Source organism: Shouchella rhizosphaerae (assembly GCF_900142675.1).
Lineage (GTDB): Bacteria > Bacillota > Bacilli > Bacillales > Bacillaceae_D > Shouchella > Shouchella rhizosphaerae.
The window spans coordinates 253742-270303 of record NZ_FRBS01000006.1 but is presented as its reverse complement, the minus strand read 5'-3'; the positions used below and the strand labels follow the sequence as shown (position 1 = coordinate 270303).

Genomic DNA, 16562 nt, shown 5'->3' with positions numbered 1-16562 from the left:
TGGAAACACCGGATTTTTATTTGCATAAACTAAGAGGGATGTTTACCAATAGAAGGGGGTGTCCAAGTGGCAACTTACCTAATTACAGGGGGAGCTGGCTTTATTGGCTCTAATATTGCTAAAGCACTTGTGGCAAAGGGAGAGAAAGTCAAAATTTTAGACAATTTTAATACAGGAAAAAAAGACAACATCGCTGAATTTATAGATGAGATTGAAGTCATCGATGGCGACTTTACAAACGAGAAAACGGTCCAATCTGCGTTAAAGCAGGTTGATGTTGTTTTTCATCAAGGAGCGATTCCGTCTGTGCCGAAATCGATTCAAAACCCGATTGAATCGAACCATGCCAATGTCTCTGGTACGCTTCAGCTCTTGCAAGGTGCGGTTGAAGCAAGAGTAAGTCGATTTATTTATGCGGCATCGTCATCCGCTTATGGGGACTCGGAAACATTGCCTAAACATGAACAATTGCCTGGCAACCCTATGTCCCCCTATGCGGTCAGCAAATACACAGGCGAGCTTTATTGTAAAGTTTTCTATAACCTTTATGGTTTGGAAACCGTTTCGCTTCGCTACTTTAATGTCTTTGGCCCTCGTCAAGACCCCAATTCCAAATATGCAGCCGTTATCCCAAGCTTTATAAAGGCAATGCTAAACGACAAACCACCGACTATTTTTGGCGACGGCACACAATCACGTGACTTTACGTTTATTGACAATGTCGTTGCTGCCAATTTATTAGCAGCCAATGCCCCTAAACTACAAGGAGAATCGGTAAACATAGGGGGAGGAGCCAGCATTGACCTCAACTCCCTGGTAGATGAAATCAATGTACTCTTAGGCAAACAAATTCAGGCAAATTATGGGTCTGAACGGCCAGGGGACGTAAAACATTCCCTTGCCGATATCCACCTTGCCGAAAAGCTCATTGCCTACCGCCCTACCGTTTCATTTCAGGAAGGATTAAGACAGACTGTCGAGTGGTTTAAACACCACTGACTAATCGCTGAGCCTGTCAATGAGCATTCCAATAAAGCTGAGTCAATTTAAATGCTGGTCACATGTAGGTGTGCTTTACTAAGTTCCTTGGATACTAGGAATACGTTTTTATGTATCGGCTTGTTAAACGGATGCTTGCGCAAATGTGGCCCTAACGGATAACATCAAAAAACAGCACCCAATGGAGGTGCTGTTTTGCGTGGCGATTTGTCGGGAAAAAGTACTGCCACCGGAAGCATGCGCCTATTTTATCTTTTCGACTTCCTTGCCTAAATCGTACCTTCCTAGATCCATGGATGTGTCATTGATTTTTCCATAATAGTGGACATCGACAAAGCGGCCATTTTTAAAAACGGCCTCTTTGCGGACACCTTCACGTTCATAGTGGCCTTGTTCCATCATCGCCAAAACCCGTTCGTTAGTGGCCAGCACTTCCGCTTCAATGCGCCTTAACCCAATGTCGTTAAAGCATATATGTTCAAGTTGGCGAAGAACTTCTGGCCCATATCCCTTTCCCCAAAAAGCAGGCTTAATCATAATCCCTAATTTGCACGTACGATTCACTCCATGGATATCGTGGATTTGCGCAATGCCAACTGCTTCTTCAGCCATAATTTTAAAATGCTTTTGCGATTTATTCGTAATCCAAGACTCCAATTTCCCTTTAAGGAGCAAGCGGCTTTGCGGGTAGTTATATCCCAAAATAGCGGTTTGAAATACCGCTTCATCATTGTACATTTCATCAACCAATTCAATGTCTTCCATATTCAAAGGCTGTAGAGCCAGTTTCATCTTCTCCACTCCCTTTAGCTAATTCTTTCAAGCGTAGTGGTCGCTTCCTGGTTAAATGGATGGAACCAATAGCGTACGATCAACGCTAATGATAAAATACACAGCAAGGCGAACACGATACGGATATGAATAAACTCTGCCGCCACACCACCGATTAAACCAGCAACAGGCAACGTCGACTTGCTTAGCATTAAAAACAGTCCGTTGACTCGGCCAATTAAATCATCAGGGACAATTTGCATCCTTAATGTTTTATTAACGACATTAAAAATAATGATCGGCACTGTATGAACCATCATCGCTAGGCCTAGCGTCACCCACCCTGTGCTAAGCGAAATAATGCCAATGCCGCCGCTGCTGACCATTAAGCATACGAGGAGCATCCGGTTCGTTCGTTTGAATGTTTTCGTAATCAATGGAATAAAAAACGTCAGAAGCACTTGCGAGACGGCAGCGATCGTATAAATAAGGCCCGTCTGTGATGAATCCAAAGCCAATGTATCTCTTGCAAAAAAGACAAGCAAGGCGACAACGACGGCATTGGAAATGTTGACTAACATCATAATCAAAAGAAGCGGTTTAAGAATTTCATGGTTTTTTACGTAGCTTGCTCCTTGAACTAGATATTTCCAAGAGCTGCCGCCAGCAATCTTTTTAATGTTTTCTTTTTTGATTCGGTAAAACAAGACAACGGCGCAAATGATAAAAAACGAAATAGCGTCAAAAAGCAACACCGTAAAACCGCCGAACATGCTAATCAACATCCCTGCCAAAGCACTGCCAAACAGCAGCGAAGTGGAGTCAAGGAACTGAAATGACGAATTCACGTTCACAATTTTATCTTTTGGAAACATTGACGGAATGATACTGTTTAATACAACGCTAAACACCGCTCCCCCACAAGCAATAAAAAATCCGCAAACAAAAATCCAGATAATCGGAATTTGGCTAACTGCTGCGTTTCCAATGACAATTGTTAACAAAAAGAACCCTTGTAAAAAAGCAGAAAGAAACAGCAACAACTTATGGGAAAAGCGATCCGCCAACAGCCCTGCCAATGGGGAGACGAACAAAAAAGGAATCGTCTCTAGAAAGAACATGACTCCCATATAAAAAGAGGAGCCCGTTAATTCGTAAATGATCCATGGCATGGCAATCAAATAGAGCTTATCGCCTATTTTCGAGACGAGCGACCCGAAAAAAAAGAGAATGAAATTACGGTTTGCTAATAGCTTCAACTGCTTCAATCCTTGTAGTAGTTTTTCATCAACTCGGTGATCCACCCCGGTTGCCTAACTTCACCAATCGGGCCAAACTCGTTGACATAGGGCTTAATGTCAATGACAGGGGTGCCATCGATCGCGTCTAACGCTTTTACAGTTAGCTTATTTCCGTTCATTTCCAACAACGCACATCTAGACACACCAATTGCGTTCGGCCTGCCTTTCGCTCTTTGCGCAAATATGCCGACGCTTGGCCAGTCTGTATTATTGCGTGGATGGCGGTCTTGGTAGACAATTTTGTTTTGGTCCACTTGATCCATGTGGAAGACGATTTCCAAATGGGAAAAAGAATCTAGTCCTTTTAAGGCAGAAAGGGGAATCTTCTCGTCCACAACAATTTCGCTAATGACGGAGCCCCAATGGTCATCAGTCATTTCAGTCCGCGGCGAACGGACGTGGCCAATGTATTCTATCGTTGTCGTTTGCTTTTTGCCTGTCATGTCCACACCTCGTCTCGAATCAGCAAATAGCCTCTTTCAATCTTTTGTACACAGATGAAAATCTCTTCTTCCTGACACCCTTCACAATAAGCAATCACTTGCTTCATTTTTGGCAAAAGCGCTTCTAGTTTTTCAGATGAATGGCTTTGTTTGCAAACCATTTTGACAATTGGAGCAGGACAAGGGTTCATCAGCCAATCTTGTTTATAGGCGTGCTCAATTTTGTTCCATAGTACCCAGCAATAGTCTGCGGGGATCGCCAACTCTTTTGTGACCGTGTTGGCGATTTTGCCTAGTAACTCTTCATTTGAGGGACAGTCAAGCGGCGAATGAATTGTAATCACTGGCATCCCTTTTCCCTCATTTCGTCAGAAGGAACATTGCTGTCCTTACAGGAATGTAAAAATCATCTTCTCGTTTTTCAATTCCCATCGTCTTTAAAAAATGGGCAGGTGCTTGTTCCAATTTAGCGCGGATTTCACGCTCTGCTTCCCAACCAGAAGAAGCAATTTCACACCACCGTTTGATGCTGATGCCTCCTGGCTTTTCGCTTAAATCGCTAAATCCTTCTACTACTGTTAGGTCTTCGTGTGTAAAAAGGTTGAGCCATTCTTGGTAAGAGTAGCTTTTAATATGCGTTTCGTCGTGGAGCAGCTCCAATTCATGATTGAATTGGTCAACTTGTTTGTCTTCATACCCTTCCAAGTCAATAATCGCGATTGTTCCACCTTTTTTGGTTACTCGTTTCATTTCTTTTATCGCTAACGCGATATCGGTAAAATGGTGGGCTGCCAGCCGCGTTACGACAATGTCAAATTGCTCCGAGTCAAAAGGCAAGTCCTCAGCGTAAGCGCAAACGGTTTTAACGCTTTTTCCTTTTGTAGCAGCAAGCTTTTCAACATTGGCCAACATAGATTCAGAAGGGTCAACACTCGTCAATGAGTGGGGTGCAAGCGCCAACCCCAAATGGCCCGATCCGCATGCAACATCACAAATCGCTTTGTCATGCACCTCTCCTAACAGCATCTTTAACTGGTCAATCGAAGGACTTGCTTTGTGGACCTCGCTATTTAAAAAATTGTCTGCGATTTGGTTAAACCGTTGGGCACTTTTATTCATGAATCGATTTTCCTCCTCCTACTAGGCGAACAAGACGGGCAATTGGCCCTTCCGCCTCACTGTTCATTGGATTGAGCGAGTGTCCCAATCCTTTTAAAATCAATGTTTCGACTGGCGCTGCGCTGTTTATACAGCTTCTCACAGTTTGGCTGTACTTCGCAGGCGCGATCAAATTAGCAAGGCTTATATTCTCACCAAACGCAATGTAATCCTCGCTTCCATATACAAGACTGATCGCTTCAACTTGTTCGGCAACAGTAACCGGCTCATCAACATACAAACCAATTAACACTGCTGACGAAGGGCTTGTAACGCTTTGCAGCTTCTCTAAAACGAGGTTTGCTCCTAATGACATCCCTATAAACGTAAGGCCACACGCAGGGTGTGCTGTTTTAATCCGTTGGTAAACCGCACTTAAACGCGACGCCCGATCGCGATACTCTTCGTCTGATATGCTTTCTCTGCGGTTGACCCGGTCAGGAAAATCAAACCGGCAGACACCGATTTTTTCTTCGACCAAACTTGCTTCCAATTGGTCGTATAGCTTCCGCTCTCCTTCAGCGCCTTCTTCATCGAATTTTCCCATTTGCCCCGATTGGACAATCAAAACGATTTTTTTAGAACGAAAAGGGATGTTCTCGTGCAATCGATATCTGGTTGAATTCATTTCCATGTGATATCGCCTTACTTATGGCAAATTTCCGAAGAAAATTGCCCAATTTGCCCGTGGAAATAGACAGAGATGATTTCTTCATGCAGCGCTTCCCCTTCAAGGGTAGGCAACAAGCGGTCGTCATCCAGTTTCATTAATAAATTACTTTCGAGCAATGATCGAATGACTCCTGCATAAGGTTCGTCATTGATCAAGTCGACATGAAACTCTTTTTGATAGCGGCTCAACTGAATTGGTTGGTTTGACTTGTAATTAAACCCTAATGAAGTGGAAATCGCTTCATTTCCCGTTAGCATCCTGCCAAAAGAAGACGGTGATTCATCGTTTTCCATCCGTTCCACGTAGCGATTAATATCGCTAACATTATGGGTTTGCAAAATAGTGCCTTCCTTATCATTTAGCCAGCCATATACGCCTGGTCCGTAGGCAATCATGGAGTCATAGCGCTCCCATTTATTTTTCGAAATTTGTGGAATATTCCCTTCAGGATACGTGTTTTTTCGACTCCACCATCCGCAAGGGCTAGGCTCATAACCATACTTGAGGAACACCTTCAAAATCTCCTCGCGCATTTGATATGTTTGCTCCAATGTCGGAAATAGCCCCTCAGCTTCCATCTTTTCCCTCACACGGTCATTATTCCATAATGACACATTGCCAATCCCCATCTTTTGCCTATCGGCATTGCGCAAACGGTAAATCGTAATCGTCGGCACACCCATATCGCAGAGCACTTCTATATCACGGGCAACACTGTTCGCTGTTTGGTGAGGCAACCCAAAAATAATATCGACATTGAACGGTTTGTTAGACAAAAGCAACTTGTTAATCGCATCAATTGACATTTTTCTGTCATGTTTGCGGCCGACCGCTTTAATCACATCGTCTTCCAATGATTGCACACCCATGCTAAAGCGGTTAAATCCCATTTCTAGCGCCTGTTCAATTTCATCGCCCTGGTAATTGTCTGGATTTCCCTCGAGTGATATTTCACAGTCATTCGCGATCGTGTAATGTTCCCTAATGTGTGCAACAATCTTTGCCAGTTGATGCGGTTTCATCAGTGAAGCAGTCCCGCCGCCTAAGTAAATCGATTCAATCTTTGCTTTCGTTACCCAAGGCGCTTGTCCAATCGTGCTGGTTGATTCTTTAATTAAAAGGTTTACCCACCGATCGAGCACTTCTTCTTCTTTCCCATTTTGAGGCAAATACTTTTTCACGTAATTGCAAAAATAACAGATGTAGGAACATAAAGGCACATGAAAATACAATGTTGCTGGCTTGTTTGCGCCATCAAAGTGGTTATACAAATCAGCCAACGCTGCTCCTTCAATTGTTTCCCCGAAATTAGCAGTTACATTAATGTTATAATTATTGTGAGAAATTTGCAATTCAGGATGCCTCTTAAGCAATTCGCCTACATTCAATTCCGTTTGATTCAGAGCCATCTGTACTCCCCCTATTGGTCAATTTGCAATTGCAATTTGTAACCTGCTCGCTTCCTCTCTTCCCAGTAACGGTTTGCCTCGAGCATAAAGCGCTGTAAATATTCGGTTGCCCCACACCCAAGCTTGTCGCCAGAAACATTCTTTGCCAGTGGCGGGCAACGGAACTGGCACCAAATGCCTTCTTGGTAAACATCACAACTTTGGCATCCTGCAAATTCATCAAATGTAATGCTACGAAACTCGTCAAAGCCTTGTTCCCATATGTCTTTAAAAGAATGATCTCGTAAATTGCCTGCTTTGTAATCGTCGTTGCTCATACAATTGCTGCAAGGGTAAACATCTCCAGCACTGTTAATGTAGGCAATCGTCCTTCCACATTTCTCTTGGTTTGTTTCTCGTTCAACTTTCTGGCAAAACTTAACCGTTTCTAAACTAAACATCCGCGTCGCTTCAACTGGTTCACTAGCAGGTGGTTTCTCAAATTCGGGCTTGCTGAAACGATCCATGCATTTCTTATAAATGGCAATTGATTTATTAACGAGTTCCGGCGGCAACAAGATGTCGGGATGCATAAGCGCTCGGCCAATTGGATGGGTTTCGAGCCATTGCGGGCGCGGATAGCCGTTTTGGGCACACCATTCAAAAATTTCCTCAGCGTCATCTAAGTTATAGCGATGGACAGAAATCGCTGTCCTGAACGCATGTCCATACTTTTTCATCCATTCAAACTTTTGCCTCAGTTTCGGAAAATCCATTCCCCCTCGAATCGTCCGCTCTGGATCAGCGGTATCAAAACTAATGAAAAAAGACGTATTTGGCGCTAGCGCCGCCAGCTTTTCTTCTGTAATGAGAAGGCCATTAGTAAAAACTTGTGTATAAAAAGGCTTTGTTCTCGCGTAGTTGATAATTTCCACCGCATCTCGATGAGCGAAAATTTCTCCCCCGCTTAAAAACAGTTGGAGAATGCCAGCGTCTGCAAGTTGGTCAATCGTCTCTTTGATTAACTCGGTTGACATCTCATTTGGCCTTTTGTACGCCGAGTTAGCGTAACAATGCTTGCAGCGCAAGTTGCATAAATTCGTTGTTTCAATAAACGCAATCGCAGGCGCGCTTAAATGAAATTTATTTAAATCGACTAACGGGTCAGGGATTATGTAACGATTTAAAGCTGTGAGGTCAATGCGCTCACCTTTATTAAACCGGTCGAATTCCGCCTTGGCCGCCTCTTCAAAAAAGTGAACCTTCCCAGTCGGCAACAGCCCGACAATCCCTCCGTCGTTTACTTGATACGGAATCATTACCATTAAAACCACCACCCACTATGTTAATGGGAGGCGCTGTTGCACCTCCCGAAGGCCAATTAAATTAATTGAGTTCCATGTCTTCTAATTTCACGCTACCTGTCCCTGCTCCAACCACAGCTAGTGTGATACCGTCTTTTGGTTGCTCTTGGTCCAAGCGGATTCGTTTTAAGTTGCTAGATGATTTCTTTTTCATCGCCATCCCTCCTCCCTCGCGGTTTAAAACATAATAATTATGTTTGCTCAGGTTATTCTGCTTCCCCAACAGAACCCCTGCTTCTTTGCAATAGATTCATGTTGGGAAATGTTTTTATTACTATTTCACTAGGCTGAAACCCTCATTTTAGACAAATTTACTAATAGAGCCATCACCAGTACGTATTGAAAAATATGAATGATTAACCCAAAATAAACCAATGCCAGTAAGCAGCTCAAAAAGAAATAAGTCATTCGCCTTAAAACTCGGTTTTTCTTCAAAATAAATTAAAAGCGCTTTAGAACTAATTGGAAAAGTTAAACAATCATTAAGAGCAACCATTGTCATAAACAACAACACTTGTGGTTGAAGCCTTTTGCTAGCTCTAAAGCTAACAATGGCGGGACAAGTATGACCGCTCTATGTAAAGGTGTGCGCTCATACAAATAGCAATCAGGAAAAAGATCGTCAAGGATTCTGAAATGTCCCTTACACGGACGCTAGTTGTTTCCACGATTCGTTCTGCCAAATTTTGAAGACCACGATCCAATAAATCAATTTGCATCTGGGATGCGCCTTTTTGCGCCCCAAAAATACGGGCAACCCTATTTTTTCCACATAAGACGTTATGCCAATTACAAGCAACATCTATGGGGATATAAGCTAGACCGGTCTATGCCACTAAGGTCAATGGCAGCAATAGATGGCAAAACAACAGCCCCCTTCCTTGCGTCGAATACCGATCCAGTTTGATCGAAAAAACGAATGCCTAACGCTTGTCCCATCCCTATGCCCATCACTAATGCCTGAATCGCCACAGCCAACAAGGATACGCTCCGCCCCAAAATCGAGGGCTTTTTTGATCAATTCCCCTACACCAAATGATGACGTGAACAACGGGTTCCTCTTCTCTCTCGGTACATGTTTCAACCCCGCAGCTTAAGCAATTTCAATCACAGCCGTACGTTTCTCACCAGTGCCAAAAAACCAAATATCGCTTTCACCTGTTGGTTTATTGGTCCAGTCACCTCAGCTGAATGCAATGTGCCGTCCGTCCACGCTACCATCGTTTCTGTAAACCCTTCCCCTCCATCGAATAAAGGGACAGAGATCACCTTCGCCTCAGGCAAAGCCCAAATAATTCCCTCCTTCATGTTGGCAGCGACATGTTCTGCGCTGACACTCTCTTTAAAGCCTGATGGAGCCAAGACAATATTCATAAGTGATCACTCCTAACTTTTATAAACCAAGAATAAACAGCAAAAAATAGAAAGCGCTGTGAAGTATATGAAGAGACAATTATAAAACGGTTTTATTTTGCTTAAAAACCGATATAGAGCAACAAAAAAAGCAGCTAGGCATAATGCCTAGCTGGTCGTATAAGTGTGGTTTATTATAATTTAGTCATCCATCTCCACTTCTAAGACTTCTCCGCTTACAGCAGCAATGTCAATGGTTGTTTCATCATTCTTGCTGGTTTCGACTTCGATTTCATACACATACTGCCCATCCTCTTTATCCAATTCCACTTCCGATACGGTACCATCTACTTCTTCAAGGGCCCGTTTGATGGCTTCATCGGTGGAAAGCGCATCAGCTGGCAGTTTGCTGCCTTCGTCGTCATCGTCGTTATCCTCGTCGTCTATGCGCTCACTTTTCCTTTGTTTGACCTCGCCCGTATCAGCAGCAATGTCAAATTCATATTCTTGGCCATCTTTGTGGATTTCTACTTCATAGTGATCTTCCCCGTCATCACGATCTCGCTCCAATTGCAGAATATGGCCGCCTCCTGTTTCACGAATGGCAATCTCCTCTGCTTCTTTATAAGTGATGCCTGACTGATTCTCTGCCTTTTCATTCGCTAATACGGCATCACTGCTCAAAGCGTATCCACCCAACGCAAGCCCACTGATCAAAACGGTTCCCGCAAGCACCAAATTCATTCGTTTCATCATGTTCCACTCCTTTGTTGTTGTTATGTTTATCATAAGCAACAAAGATTAAAACAAAGGAAAGGAAAGATTAGAAAACAATGAGAATCTCTTTAGAATGTGTTTGGTCATTGAACAATGATTAACCTAGTGTCACACAAATGTTTCTAGCCCTACCTTTCTGTCTAGTGTCAACCAAGTCGTTAGTGAAAACGAACTTTCTGCATTGACGGTCTTTTCTAATCATCATCGTCACGGCCTTCAATAGCGACGCTCTCAATCGCCCCGGTAAATGCATTGACGACAATTGTTCCTTCTTCGCGGTCTGTTTCAATTTCAATCTCATAGACAAGCAAACCATCTTCTTCATCTAATTCACTGTCGACAACCGTTCCATTCAACTCCTCTAAAGCAATTTGCTTTGCCTCTTCGACGGAAATTTGCCCCCCAGTTTCAACTGGTTTTTCTTTGGAACGTATGACGTCACCGTTACCCCCGTCAATGTCCACTTCGATTTTTTGGCTGTTCTCTTTTATTACAATCACTTTATAAACGTTCCTTTTCTCATCATAATCGATTGACTCAACTATGCCGTTCCCTTCAGTAGCGGCAATTTTTTCAGCGTCTGTTTGTGGAATTGGCTCCTGATTCTCTCCATCATTGGGGTGGTTGTCATTGTTCTTCTTATCTTGTTGAAGCTGCTCAATCTTTCCAGTCCCTCCATCAACAAAAAGCACATACGTATTGGCGTCTTCCTCTAGTATAATTTTATATTGCTCTTTTCCCTTGGCGTGCGTCAGTTCAGAGGAGACAATGTTGCCGTCATATTTGGTACTTACTGTTTGCCTGACTTCCTCTTCCGTCAAAAGCGGGTCATTTGTCCCCATTACGATCGTAGTAGTACCAAATACAGCTGCTGTGGTAACGACAACAATGCCTATTACCCAATACCATTTCCTTTTCATAGCCATCCTCCTCCCTTCTCATTTTCCCCCAACTTTATTACAGCTACAGGAAAAAGACATTAAAATCTGCTGAGAAGCTCAGTGATTTAGGTGCAACGGAAGATAAACAGTTGCGGTTGTCCCTTCGCCCTCTTTGCTTACAAGCTCGATCTTTCCATGATGGGCGTCCACGATTCGCTTAGCAAGCGGCAGTCCTAAACCAGTTCCACCTGTTCCCCTTGTGCGGGACTTATCCACGCGGTAAAAGCGATTATACACGTTGTCTAATTCATCTTTCGGAATGCCTATGCCCCTGTCTGTTATTGCGATTTGTGCTTCGGCTTCAACTGAGGCAACCGTGATTTTGACAGGCGCGGCGCTGTATTTGATGGCATTGTCCAATAAAATAAACAGCAGCTGCTTTATTTTTTGGGGGTCGCCGTGCAATTCAACTTTGTTTGTGGCTGCATCTACAATGATTGACCGTCCAAATGCTCTCTCTAAATTTAGCGCAGATTCCCTTGCCACTTCCACTAAGTCGATTTTTTGGCAATCAATTTTAAACTGCGACTCATCTTCGGCCAAGAGCAACATTTGCTGGGCCATCTCCTTCATGCGGACAGATTCTGAGTAAATGGCCTCTACCGCTTCTTCCAAAACCTCAGGCTTTTCCTTCCCCCACCTTTTCAACAATTTGGCATAACTTTCTACGACCGTTAATGGCGTTTTTAGCTCGTGGGAAGCGTCGGAGACAAATTGTTCTTGTTTTTTATAATTGGTTTCAAGCAAATCCATCATTCGATTAAACGTTTGCGCCATTTTGGTCAGTTCGTCATTTGACTTCTTTTCAAACGCGATACGTTTAAATGTGCCACGTTTTTGGATTTCCTCCATTGTCTGGATCATGGCAGCAATCGGATTAACAATCAAATTGCTTAAGACGCGCCCGCCTATAAAAGAAGGAATTACAATCATTAAGGTGGCGATCGCCAAAATGACTTGCAGCACTCTGAGCGTATTCTCCATAGTCCCCTGTTTTTCCGTTAGTTCAAGGGACACTACTTCTCCATTCTCCCAAATGACTGGATGAGCTGCTACAGTATACAATTCCCCCTCTATGCGGCGCATTTCGCTCTGTTCCCCTTCACGGTAAACCGTAGGTAGCTCTGTCATCTCTCGACTTCTCGCTACGTCAAGCAAACTTTTTCCATCTTCCGATATGATCCGAATCATCGAATCGGCAGGCAAATAAGCTCTTAGAAAGCGAGACATATCCATACTGGCATCAGCGGTGTGCAATGCCTCGGCCATATTATCCATTTGTGTTTCAGCACGCTCAACTGCTTCATTCTCTATTGTTTTTTGGAAAACGACATAAATCGTCCCATTTGCCGCCAACACTAATAAAAGCAGCCAAATAGTGGAGAACAAGGTAATCCGGTTTTTAATATTCATCGCTCATTCCTTCATCGTATAGCCAACTCCCCGGACCGTATGGATGTATGGCTTAGAAAAGTGTGTGTCAACTTTTTTGCGTAAATAGCGTATATAAACATCGACAACGTTCGTTTCTCCGTAATAATCGTATCCCCAAACGTGCTCGATGATCTGTTCGCGGCTCAGTACTTGGCTTTTATGAGAAACAAGAAAAACGAGCAAGTCAAACTCCCTTGGCGTCAATTCTATCGGCTTAGATTCTCTTGTGACTTCCCTTGTTTGCACATCGATTGCCAAATCGCCTAATTCGTACCGCTCCTCTTTTTGCGAAGCCTTGTAAGCCACTGACATGCGCAAACAGGCACGAATCCTCGCAAGCAGCTCTTCAATTTCAAAAGGTTTTGTAATATAATCATTTGCCCCTAAATCGAGGCCGCTAACTTTATCAGGCAATGAATCGCGTGCTGTTAGTAAAATCACTGGCGTCTTACTTATGCTACGGATGCGCCTCAACACTTCCATTCCGCTTAATTCAGGAAGCATGACATCGAGGAGCACCAAGTCCCATTGCCCTCTTTTAAAAGCTTCTAACCCAGAAAATCCTGTCGATGCTGCTTCTGTTTCATACCCTTCATGTTCAAGTTCTAACTGTATTAGTCGGGCAATCTTTCTTTCATCCTCAATAATCAAGATTGATTCTCCGCTCATTCGCTCCTCCGTTTCTTCCTGTTCCATCCCTCTTTTCTGATAGGATACTCGAACCAGCCAGTTTTTATAAAATCATAGCACAGGAGGGGACAATACAAAAGGCAAGCCAAATTAGGCGTTTTGCCCTTATTATGCCTGTCCTTTCTCACCACATTGCGCTGACCTTTTCGCGCTTATGTCCGTTCGTTTACTAACTATTACAGCGAAATAACGCTATTCCTATTCCCTTACAGAATACTTGTTGCCAATTCTTCTTAACGTATTTCCATTAAAACCTTTCTATTGACTTGTCAATACAACTTGTTATAACATGTATGTATAACAAGTTAGGAGGAGAAATGAATGGAAACAAAAGCGGAAATTACACGGTACTTGGATTATTTGACTGAAACATGGAAGTCTGTCACCGAAAACGAAATTGACCACATTAATCAAGCTGCTGAGTTCATTTTTAATTCTTGTAAAGATGGAGGCCGTTTTTATGTGTTTGGATCTGGCCACTCACATATGATTGCCGAAGAAATCTATATTCGTGCCGGTGGGTTAGCCTATGTAAAAGGAATTTTACCTCCAGAATTAATGTTGCATGAAATGCCTAATAAAAGTACTTATCTAGAAAGATTGGATGGATACGCCAAAAGCATTCTAAATCTATACAAAGTGGATGAAAAGGATACGTTAATGGTCGTTTCGAATTCTGGAAGAAATAATATTCCTGTAGAAATGTGTTTGGAGGCAAAGAAACTAGGAACAAAAGTGATTGCATTGACATCAATGGACCATGCAAAAAATGTGTCTTCTCGTCATTCCTCTAATAAAAAAATACATGAAATTGCAGATGTGACGATTGATAATCATGCTCCTAAAGGAGACGCTGCCTTTCAAATGCCTGGTGTCAAAGCAGGACTAGGACCAACCTCTGATTTCACAGGAATAGGCATTGCCCAAACGATTATCATTGGTGTCATCCACAAGTTAAAAGAAGCTGGATTGGATGTTCCTGTATTCCAAAGTTCCAATTTAGATGGCGCAGACAAATATAACGATCACCTATTTGACACTTACTACGGTTACTGGAAGTAATCCCTTCTCCTTCTCAATTTTCAAGTAAAATGAACATACATGTTATAATAAGATGTATTAAATTTTCTTTAAGGACTGAAAAGGATGAAGGAAACATTACCGAAATATCAAGTTGTAAAAGAATATATATTGGCGCAAATAAAAAAAGGGGTTTATTTGCCGCATCAAATTATTGAATCAGAATTAGAATTGATGGAAAAGCTGAATGTCTCAAGAATAACCATTAGAAGAGCGTTAGAGGAATTGGTGCATGATAAAGTATTGACAAAGAAAAAAGGGGTGGGCACATTTGTGAACCCCCTTCCTAAATACACGGGTTTTAAGCCAGGTGTAAGCTTTACTTTGGAAGCAAAAAACAGAGGGATGCGACCCTCCACCGAACTATTACAATTAACAAAAGTGTTTGCTGATGATAAACAGGCAGAGGATATGCAAGTGGCAATTGGCGATCCATTATGGCTAGTTGAGCGGATCCGATATGCAGACAATATCGCCGTATCTTATGAGTTAGAGTATTTTGATCATCACTTGGTGGGCGATCTTACAGGAGAAATATGCAAACATTCGATTTATGAATTTTTAGAAAAAAAGGGCCTTGAATATGAGTTTGTTGATCAAAAAATTTCTGCTGTGTTAGCTGATGAGACTTCCTCAAACCATTTAGGTGTTCCTATAGGGTCTCCGCTCATATCAATTAAAAATATTGCTTGTTTAAAAAATGGCAAACCGTTTAATGTTGGCTTTGCTTTATATCAAACCGATTCCTTTTATTTAATGCATACGATTTATCGATAACGACAAAATGGCCCCAATCAAGGATTAAGCTTTTCTTTCGTAAAGGAGAATCATACGATGAAAGTAATATTGGTGTGTAGCGATTACCAAAAAAAGATGTTTCCATATGATAAAGAATGGCAAACGGCTAGTCTAGAAATTTTAAACACGCCTAATATTATTCGGCAAATCGACTTTTTTCTACAAAATGGTATACAGCCAAATGATCTATATGTGTATCTAGCCTATCAGCAAAACCAAGTGATTCCCCTTCTTAAACAATACGAAGGCATCCATTTAGGTAAGAATTATAAAGACTTCCGAGAATTTCTTTCAGCATATGTCTCCACCTTTGATGATCAAACACTTATTGTGAAATCTGATTATGTGTTTGTCAATGAAGATCTCCATCAAGTGATCAACCACCAAGATACAGACTTTGTATTGTTAACCGAGAAACAGGAAAGTACGAAAGCCATTTGTGCAAAAGTGGCAAGTGAAAAAATCACTTATTTTTTAGGACATCCCCGAGATCATTATGTGACCCATGAAGTTGCTGGTATCTATTGTTTAAGCAAACAAGCATTAGATTATGTTATTCATAGTTCAAATGGGTTTGATAAAAGAATTTCTGGTTCTATGATACCTGATCAGTTTTATATTGAAAACGGCTTGAATCAATTTATTGAATCCGGAAATCAAATCAAAAGTGTCATTGCTCAATATAACGTATTTCAACTATTGTTTCCGTGGAGTATTCTCGATGCCAATAGTTATCATCTGAATCGATTAGTCGATCTCCTTTCAGAAGAGTCTATTAGCTCCAGTGCGAAAATCGAACCATCTGCTTCTATAAACGGGAAATTGAAGATGGGGGAAAACTCCTATATTGGAAAAAATGTAATTATTAACGGAAATGTCGTTATAGGCGAAAATGTTGTAATCGACAATGGCGCCATTCTAAACGGCAATATCCTTATTGGAGATCATTCGTATGTAAAAGATTATGCAAAGATTGAGGGACCAACAGTAATTGGGAAAGAAAACAAATTTGGTCACAATGCAGAATTCAAGGGCGTTTCTATGAAGGGTGTCTCTGCCATTCATTATAGTGAAATGTTTGGTGTGATTGGACGTTACGTAGATATTGCGGCAGCATGCGTATGCGGCATTTTGAGATTTAATGATACAGAACAACCTCATAAAATCTCTGGCCAAACTTACACAGCAAAAAATTCAAACGCCGTATTTATAGGAGACTATACCCGTACAGGCATCAATAATGTATTTTTGCCAGGAAATAAAATCGGTAGTAATTCCGCGTTATACCCTGGCTTAATTGTTGAAAAGGACGTACCTCATGAAACCATCGTGCTCAAAAAACAAGAAACCGTTGAGCGGCATTGGGGTCCAAACAAATACGGTTGGTAAAGT

The 16562-nt window shown here is 42.1% G+C and carries 21 protein-coding genes and 1 pseudogene; 4 read left to right on the top strand and 18 right to left on the bottom strand.

All coding sequences use genetic code 11. The annotated features are described in order from the left end of the window. The first annotated feature begins 66 nt into the window (after positions 1-66). Positions 67-999: an SDR family oxidoreductase gene (locus BUC05_RS17605; RefSeq protein WP_073305560.1), complete on the top strand. Its 933-nt coding sequence runs from the start codon at positions 67-69 to the stop codon at positions 997-999. Positions 1000-1242: 243 nt separating this feature from the next. Here BUC05_RS17605 and BUC05_RS17600 read toward each other — a convergent pair whose 3' ends face one another. From BUC05_RS17600 to BUC05_RS17525, 18 genes and pseudogenes are all read right to left on the bottom strand, one after another. Continuing rightward, on the bottom strand, positions 1243-1791 hold the full coding sequence (locus BUC05_RS17600; protein ID WP_035205313.1) for a GNAT family N-acetyltransferase: 549 nt from the start codon (positions 1789-1791) through the stop codon (positions 1243-1245). 14 nt (positions 1792-1805) lie between these two features. Continuing rightward, positions 1806-3029 (bottom strand): MFS transporter, encoded by a 1224-nt coding sequence (locus BUC05_RS17595; protein ID WP_035205316.1) that lies wholly within the window; start codon positions 3027-3029, stop codon positions 1806-1808. Positions 3030-3034: 5 nt separating this feature from the next. Further along, on the bottom strand, positions 3035-3514 hold the full coding sequence (gene tsaA / locus BUC05_RS17590) for a tRNA (N6-threonylcarbamoyladenosine(37)-N6)-methyltransferase TrmO (protein ID WP_011245362.1): 480 nt from the start codon (positions 3512-3514) through the stop codon (positions 3035-3037). Beyond that, the gene (locus tag BUC05_RS17585) at positions 3511-3864 is read right to left on the bottom strand and encodes a hypothetical protein (RefSeq protein WP_011245361.1); all 354 of its coding nucleotides are present in this window, start codon (positions 3862-3864) and stop codon (positions 3511-3513) included. Before BUC05_RS17585 ends, tsaA begins: the two co-directional genes overlap by 4 nt. A 10-nt stretch (positions 3865-3874) precedes the next feature. Further along, on the bottom strand, positions 3875-4633 hold the full coding sequence (locus BUC05_RS17580) for a class I SAM-dependent methyltransferase (protein ID WP_084140090.1): 759 nt from the start codon (positions 4631-4633) through the stop codon (positions 3875-3877). Further along, positions 4626-5300, bottom strand: coding sequence for a hypothetical protein (locus BUC05_RS17575; protein ID WP_142237583.1), 675 nt, complete (start codon positions 5298-5300; stop codon positions 4626-4628). Before BUC05_RS17575 ends, BUC05_RS17580 begins: the two co-directional genes overlap by 8 nt. Positions 5301-5317: 17 nt before the next feature. Beyond that, positions 5318-6754: a coproporphyrinogen-III oxidase family protein gene (locus tag BUC05_RS17570; protein WP_063608207.1), complete on the bottom strand. Its 1437-nt coding sequence runs from the start codon at positions 6752-6754 to the stop codon at positions 5318-5320. An 11-nt stretch (positions 6755-6765) separates the two neighbouring features. Further along, positions 6766-8058: a radical SAM/SPASM domain-containing protein gene (locus BUC05_RS17565; protein ID WP_073305558.1), complete on the bottom strand. Its 1293-nt coding sequence runs from the start codon at positions 8056-8058 to the stop codon at positions 6766-6768. 61 nt (positions 8059-8119) lie between these two features. Next, on the bottom strand, positions 8120-8251 hold the full coding sequence (locus BUC05_RS21970; protein ID WP_011245356.1) for a hypothetical protein: 132 nt from the start codon (positions 8249-8251) through the stop codon (positions 8120-8122). 147 nt (positions 8252-8398) lie between these two features. Continuing rightward, the gene (locus BUC05_RS17560) at positions 8399-8599 is read right to left on the bottom strand and encodes a hypothetical protein (protein WP_073305556.1); all 201 of its coding nucleotides are present in this window, start codon (positions 8597-8599) and stop codon (positions 8399-8401) included. A 43-nt stretch (positions 8600-8642) separates the two neighbouring features. Further along, positions 8643-8903, bottom strand: a complete 261-nt coding sequence (locus tag BUC05_RS22100) for a glycerate kinase (RefSeq protein ID WP_367618606.1) — start codon at positions 8901-8903, stop codon at positions 8643-8645. Continuing rightward, on the bottom strand, positions 8887-9075 hold the full coding sequence (locus tag BUC05_RS21965) for a glycerate kinase (RefSeq protein ID WP_259405931.1): 189 nt from the start codon (positions 9073-9075) through the stop codon (positions 8887-8889). Before BUC05_RS21965 ends, BUC05_RS22100 begins: the two co-directional genes overlap by 17 nt. A 28-nt stretch (positions 9076-9103) precedes the next feature. Then, a pseudogene (locus tag BUC05_RS22095) lies at positions 9104-9148 on the bottom strand (hypothetical protein); the annotation flags it as partial. Between the two features lie 56 nt (positions 9149-9204). Continuing rightward, complete coding sequence (locus BUC05_RS21960) at positions 9205-9471, bottom strand: glycerate kinase (protein ID WP_073305552.1); 267 nt, start codon at positions 9469-9471, stop codon at positions 9205-9207. A 180-nt stretch (positions 9472-9651) separates the two neighbouring features. Further along, positions 9652-10203 carry a PepSY domain-containing protein gene (locus BUC05_RS17540; RefSeq protein WP_035205328.1) on the bottom strand — a complete coding sequence of 184 codons (552 nt, stop codon included), beginning with the start codon at positions 10201-10203 and terminating at the stop codon, positions 9652-9654. A gap of 218 nt (positions 10204-10421) precedes the next feature. Continuing rightward, entirely contained in the window at positions 10422-11147 is a 726-nt protein-coding gene (locus BUC05_RS17535; RefSeq protein WP_073305550.1) for a PepSY domain-containing protein, read from the bottom strand. A gap of 78 nt (positions 11148-11225) precedes the next feature. After that, positions 11226-12581 carry a sensor histidine kinase gene (locus BUC05_RS17530; protein ID WP_035205332.1) on the bottom strand — a complete coding sequence of 452 codons (1356 nt, stop codon included), beginning with the start codon at positions 12579-12581 and terminating at the stop codon, positions 11226-11228. A gap of 3 nt (positions 12582-12584) precedes the next feature. After that, complete coding sequence (locus tag BUC05_RS17525; protein WP_035205598.1) at positions 12585-13271, bottom strand: response regulator transcription factor; 687 nt, start codon at positions 13269-13271, stop codon at positions 12585-12587. A gap of 342 nt (positions 13272-13613) precedes the next feature. On the opposite strand from BUC05_RS17525, the gene BUC05_RS17520 reads away from it, so the two are divergent. The 3 genes from BUC05_RS17520 (at position 13614) to BUC05_RS17510 (ending at position 16559) form a co-directional block, all read left to right on the top strand. After that, positions 13614-14354, top strand: coding sequence for an SIS domain-containing protein (locus BUC05_RS17520; RefSeq protein ID WP_011245351.1), 741 nt, complete (start codon positions 13614-13616; stop codon positions 14352-14354). An 84-nt stretch (positions 14355-14438) separates the two neighbouring features. Then, entirely contained in the window at positions 14439-15149 is a 711-nt protein-coding gene (locus tag BUC05_RS17515) for a GntR family transcriptional regulator (protein WP_073305549.1), read from the top strand. Positions 15150-15206: 57 nt separating this feature from the next. After that, positions 15207-16559: a hypothetical protein gene (locus BUC05_RS17510; protein WP_073305547.1), complete on the top strand. Its 1353-nt coding sequence runs from the start codon at positions 15207-15209 to the stop codon at positions 16557-16559. Positions 16560-16562: the final 3 nt, after the last annotated feature.

What these genes read in the sequence shown, in the direction of transcription:
- BUC05_RS17600 (WP_035205313.1), bottom strand. Translation starts at nt 1,791, where the DNA reads ATGAAACTGGCTCTACAGCCTTTGAATATGGAAGACATTGAATTGGTT.
- tsaA (WP_011245362.1), bottom strand. Translation starts at nt 3,514, where the DNA reads ATGACAGGCAAAAAGCAAACGACAACGATAGAATACATTGGCCACGTC.
- BUC05_RS17585 (WP_011245361.1), bottom strand. Translation starts at nt 3,864, where the DNA reads ATGCCAGTGATTACAATTCATTCGCCGCTTGACTGTCCCTCAAATGAA.
- BUC05_RS17580 (WP_084140090.1), bottom strand. Translation starts at nt 4,633, where the DNA reads ATGAATAAAAGTGCCCAACGGTTTAACCAAATCGCAGACAATTTTTTA.
- BUC05_RS17575 (WP_142237583.1), bottom strand. Translation starts at nt 5,300, where the DNA reads ATGAATTCAACCAGATATCGATTGCACGAGAACATCCCTTTTCGTTCT.
- BUC05_RS17570 (WP_063608207.1), bottom strand. Translation starts at nt 6,754, where the DNA reads ATGGCTCTGAATCAAACGGAATTGAATGTAGGCGAATTGCTTAAGAGG.
- BUC05_RS17565 (WP_073305558.1), bottom strand. Translation starts at nt 8,058, where the DNA reads ATGGTAATGATTCCGTATCAAGTAAACGACGGAGGGATTGTCGGGCTG.
- BUC05_RS21970 (WP_011245356.1), bottom strand. Translation starts at nt 8,251, where the DNA reads ATGAAAAAGAAATCATCTAGCAACTTAAAACGAATCCGCTTGGACCAA.
- BUC05_RS17560 (WP_073305556.1), bottom strand. Translation starts at nt 8,599, where the DNA reads ATGACAATGGTTGCTCTTAATGATTGTTTAACTTTTCCAATTAGTTCT.
- BUC05_RS21960 (WP_073305552.1), bottom strand. Translation starts at nt 9,471, where the DNA reads ATGAATATTGTCTTGGCTCCATCAGGCTTTAAAGAGAGTGTCAGCGCA.
- BUC05_RS17540 (WP_035205328.1), bottom strand. Translation starts at nt 10,203, where the DNA reads ATGAAACGAATGAATTTGGTGCTTGCGGGAACCGTTTTGATCAGTGGG.
- BUC05_RS17535 (WP_073305550.1), bottom strand. Translation starts at nt 11,147, where the DNA reads ATGAAAAGGAAATGGTATTGGGTAATAGGCATTGTTGTCGTTACCACA.
- BUC05_RS17530 (WP_035205332.1), bottom strand. Translation starts at nt 12,581, where the DNA reads ATGAATATTAAAAACCGGATTACCTTGTTCTCCACTATTTGGCTGCTT.
- BUC05_RS17525 (WP_035205598.1), bottom strand. Translation starts at nt 13,271, where the DNA reads ATGAGCGGAGAATCAATCTTGATTATTGAGGATGAAAGAAAGATTGCC.
- BUC05_RS17520 (WP_011245351.1), top strand. Translation starts at nt 13,614, where the DNA reads ATGGAAACAAAAGCGGAAATTACACGGTACTTGGATTATTTGACTGAA.
- BUC05_RS17515 (WP_073305549.1), top strand. Translation starts at nt 14,439, where the DNA reads ATGAAGGAAACATTACCGAAATATCAAGTTGTAAAAGAATATATATTG.
- BUC05_RS17510 (WP_073305547.1), top strand. Translation starts at nt 15,207, where the DNA reads ATGAAAGTAATATTGGTGTGTAGCGATTACCAAAAAAAGATGTTTCCA.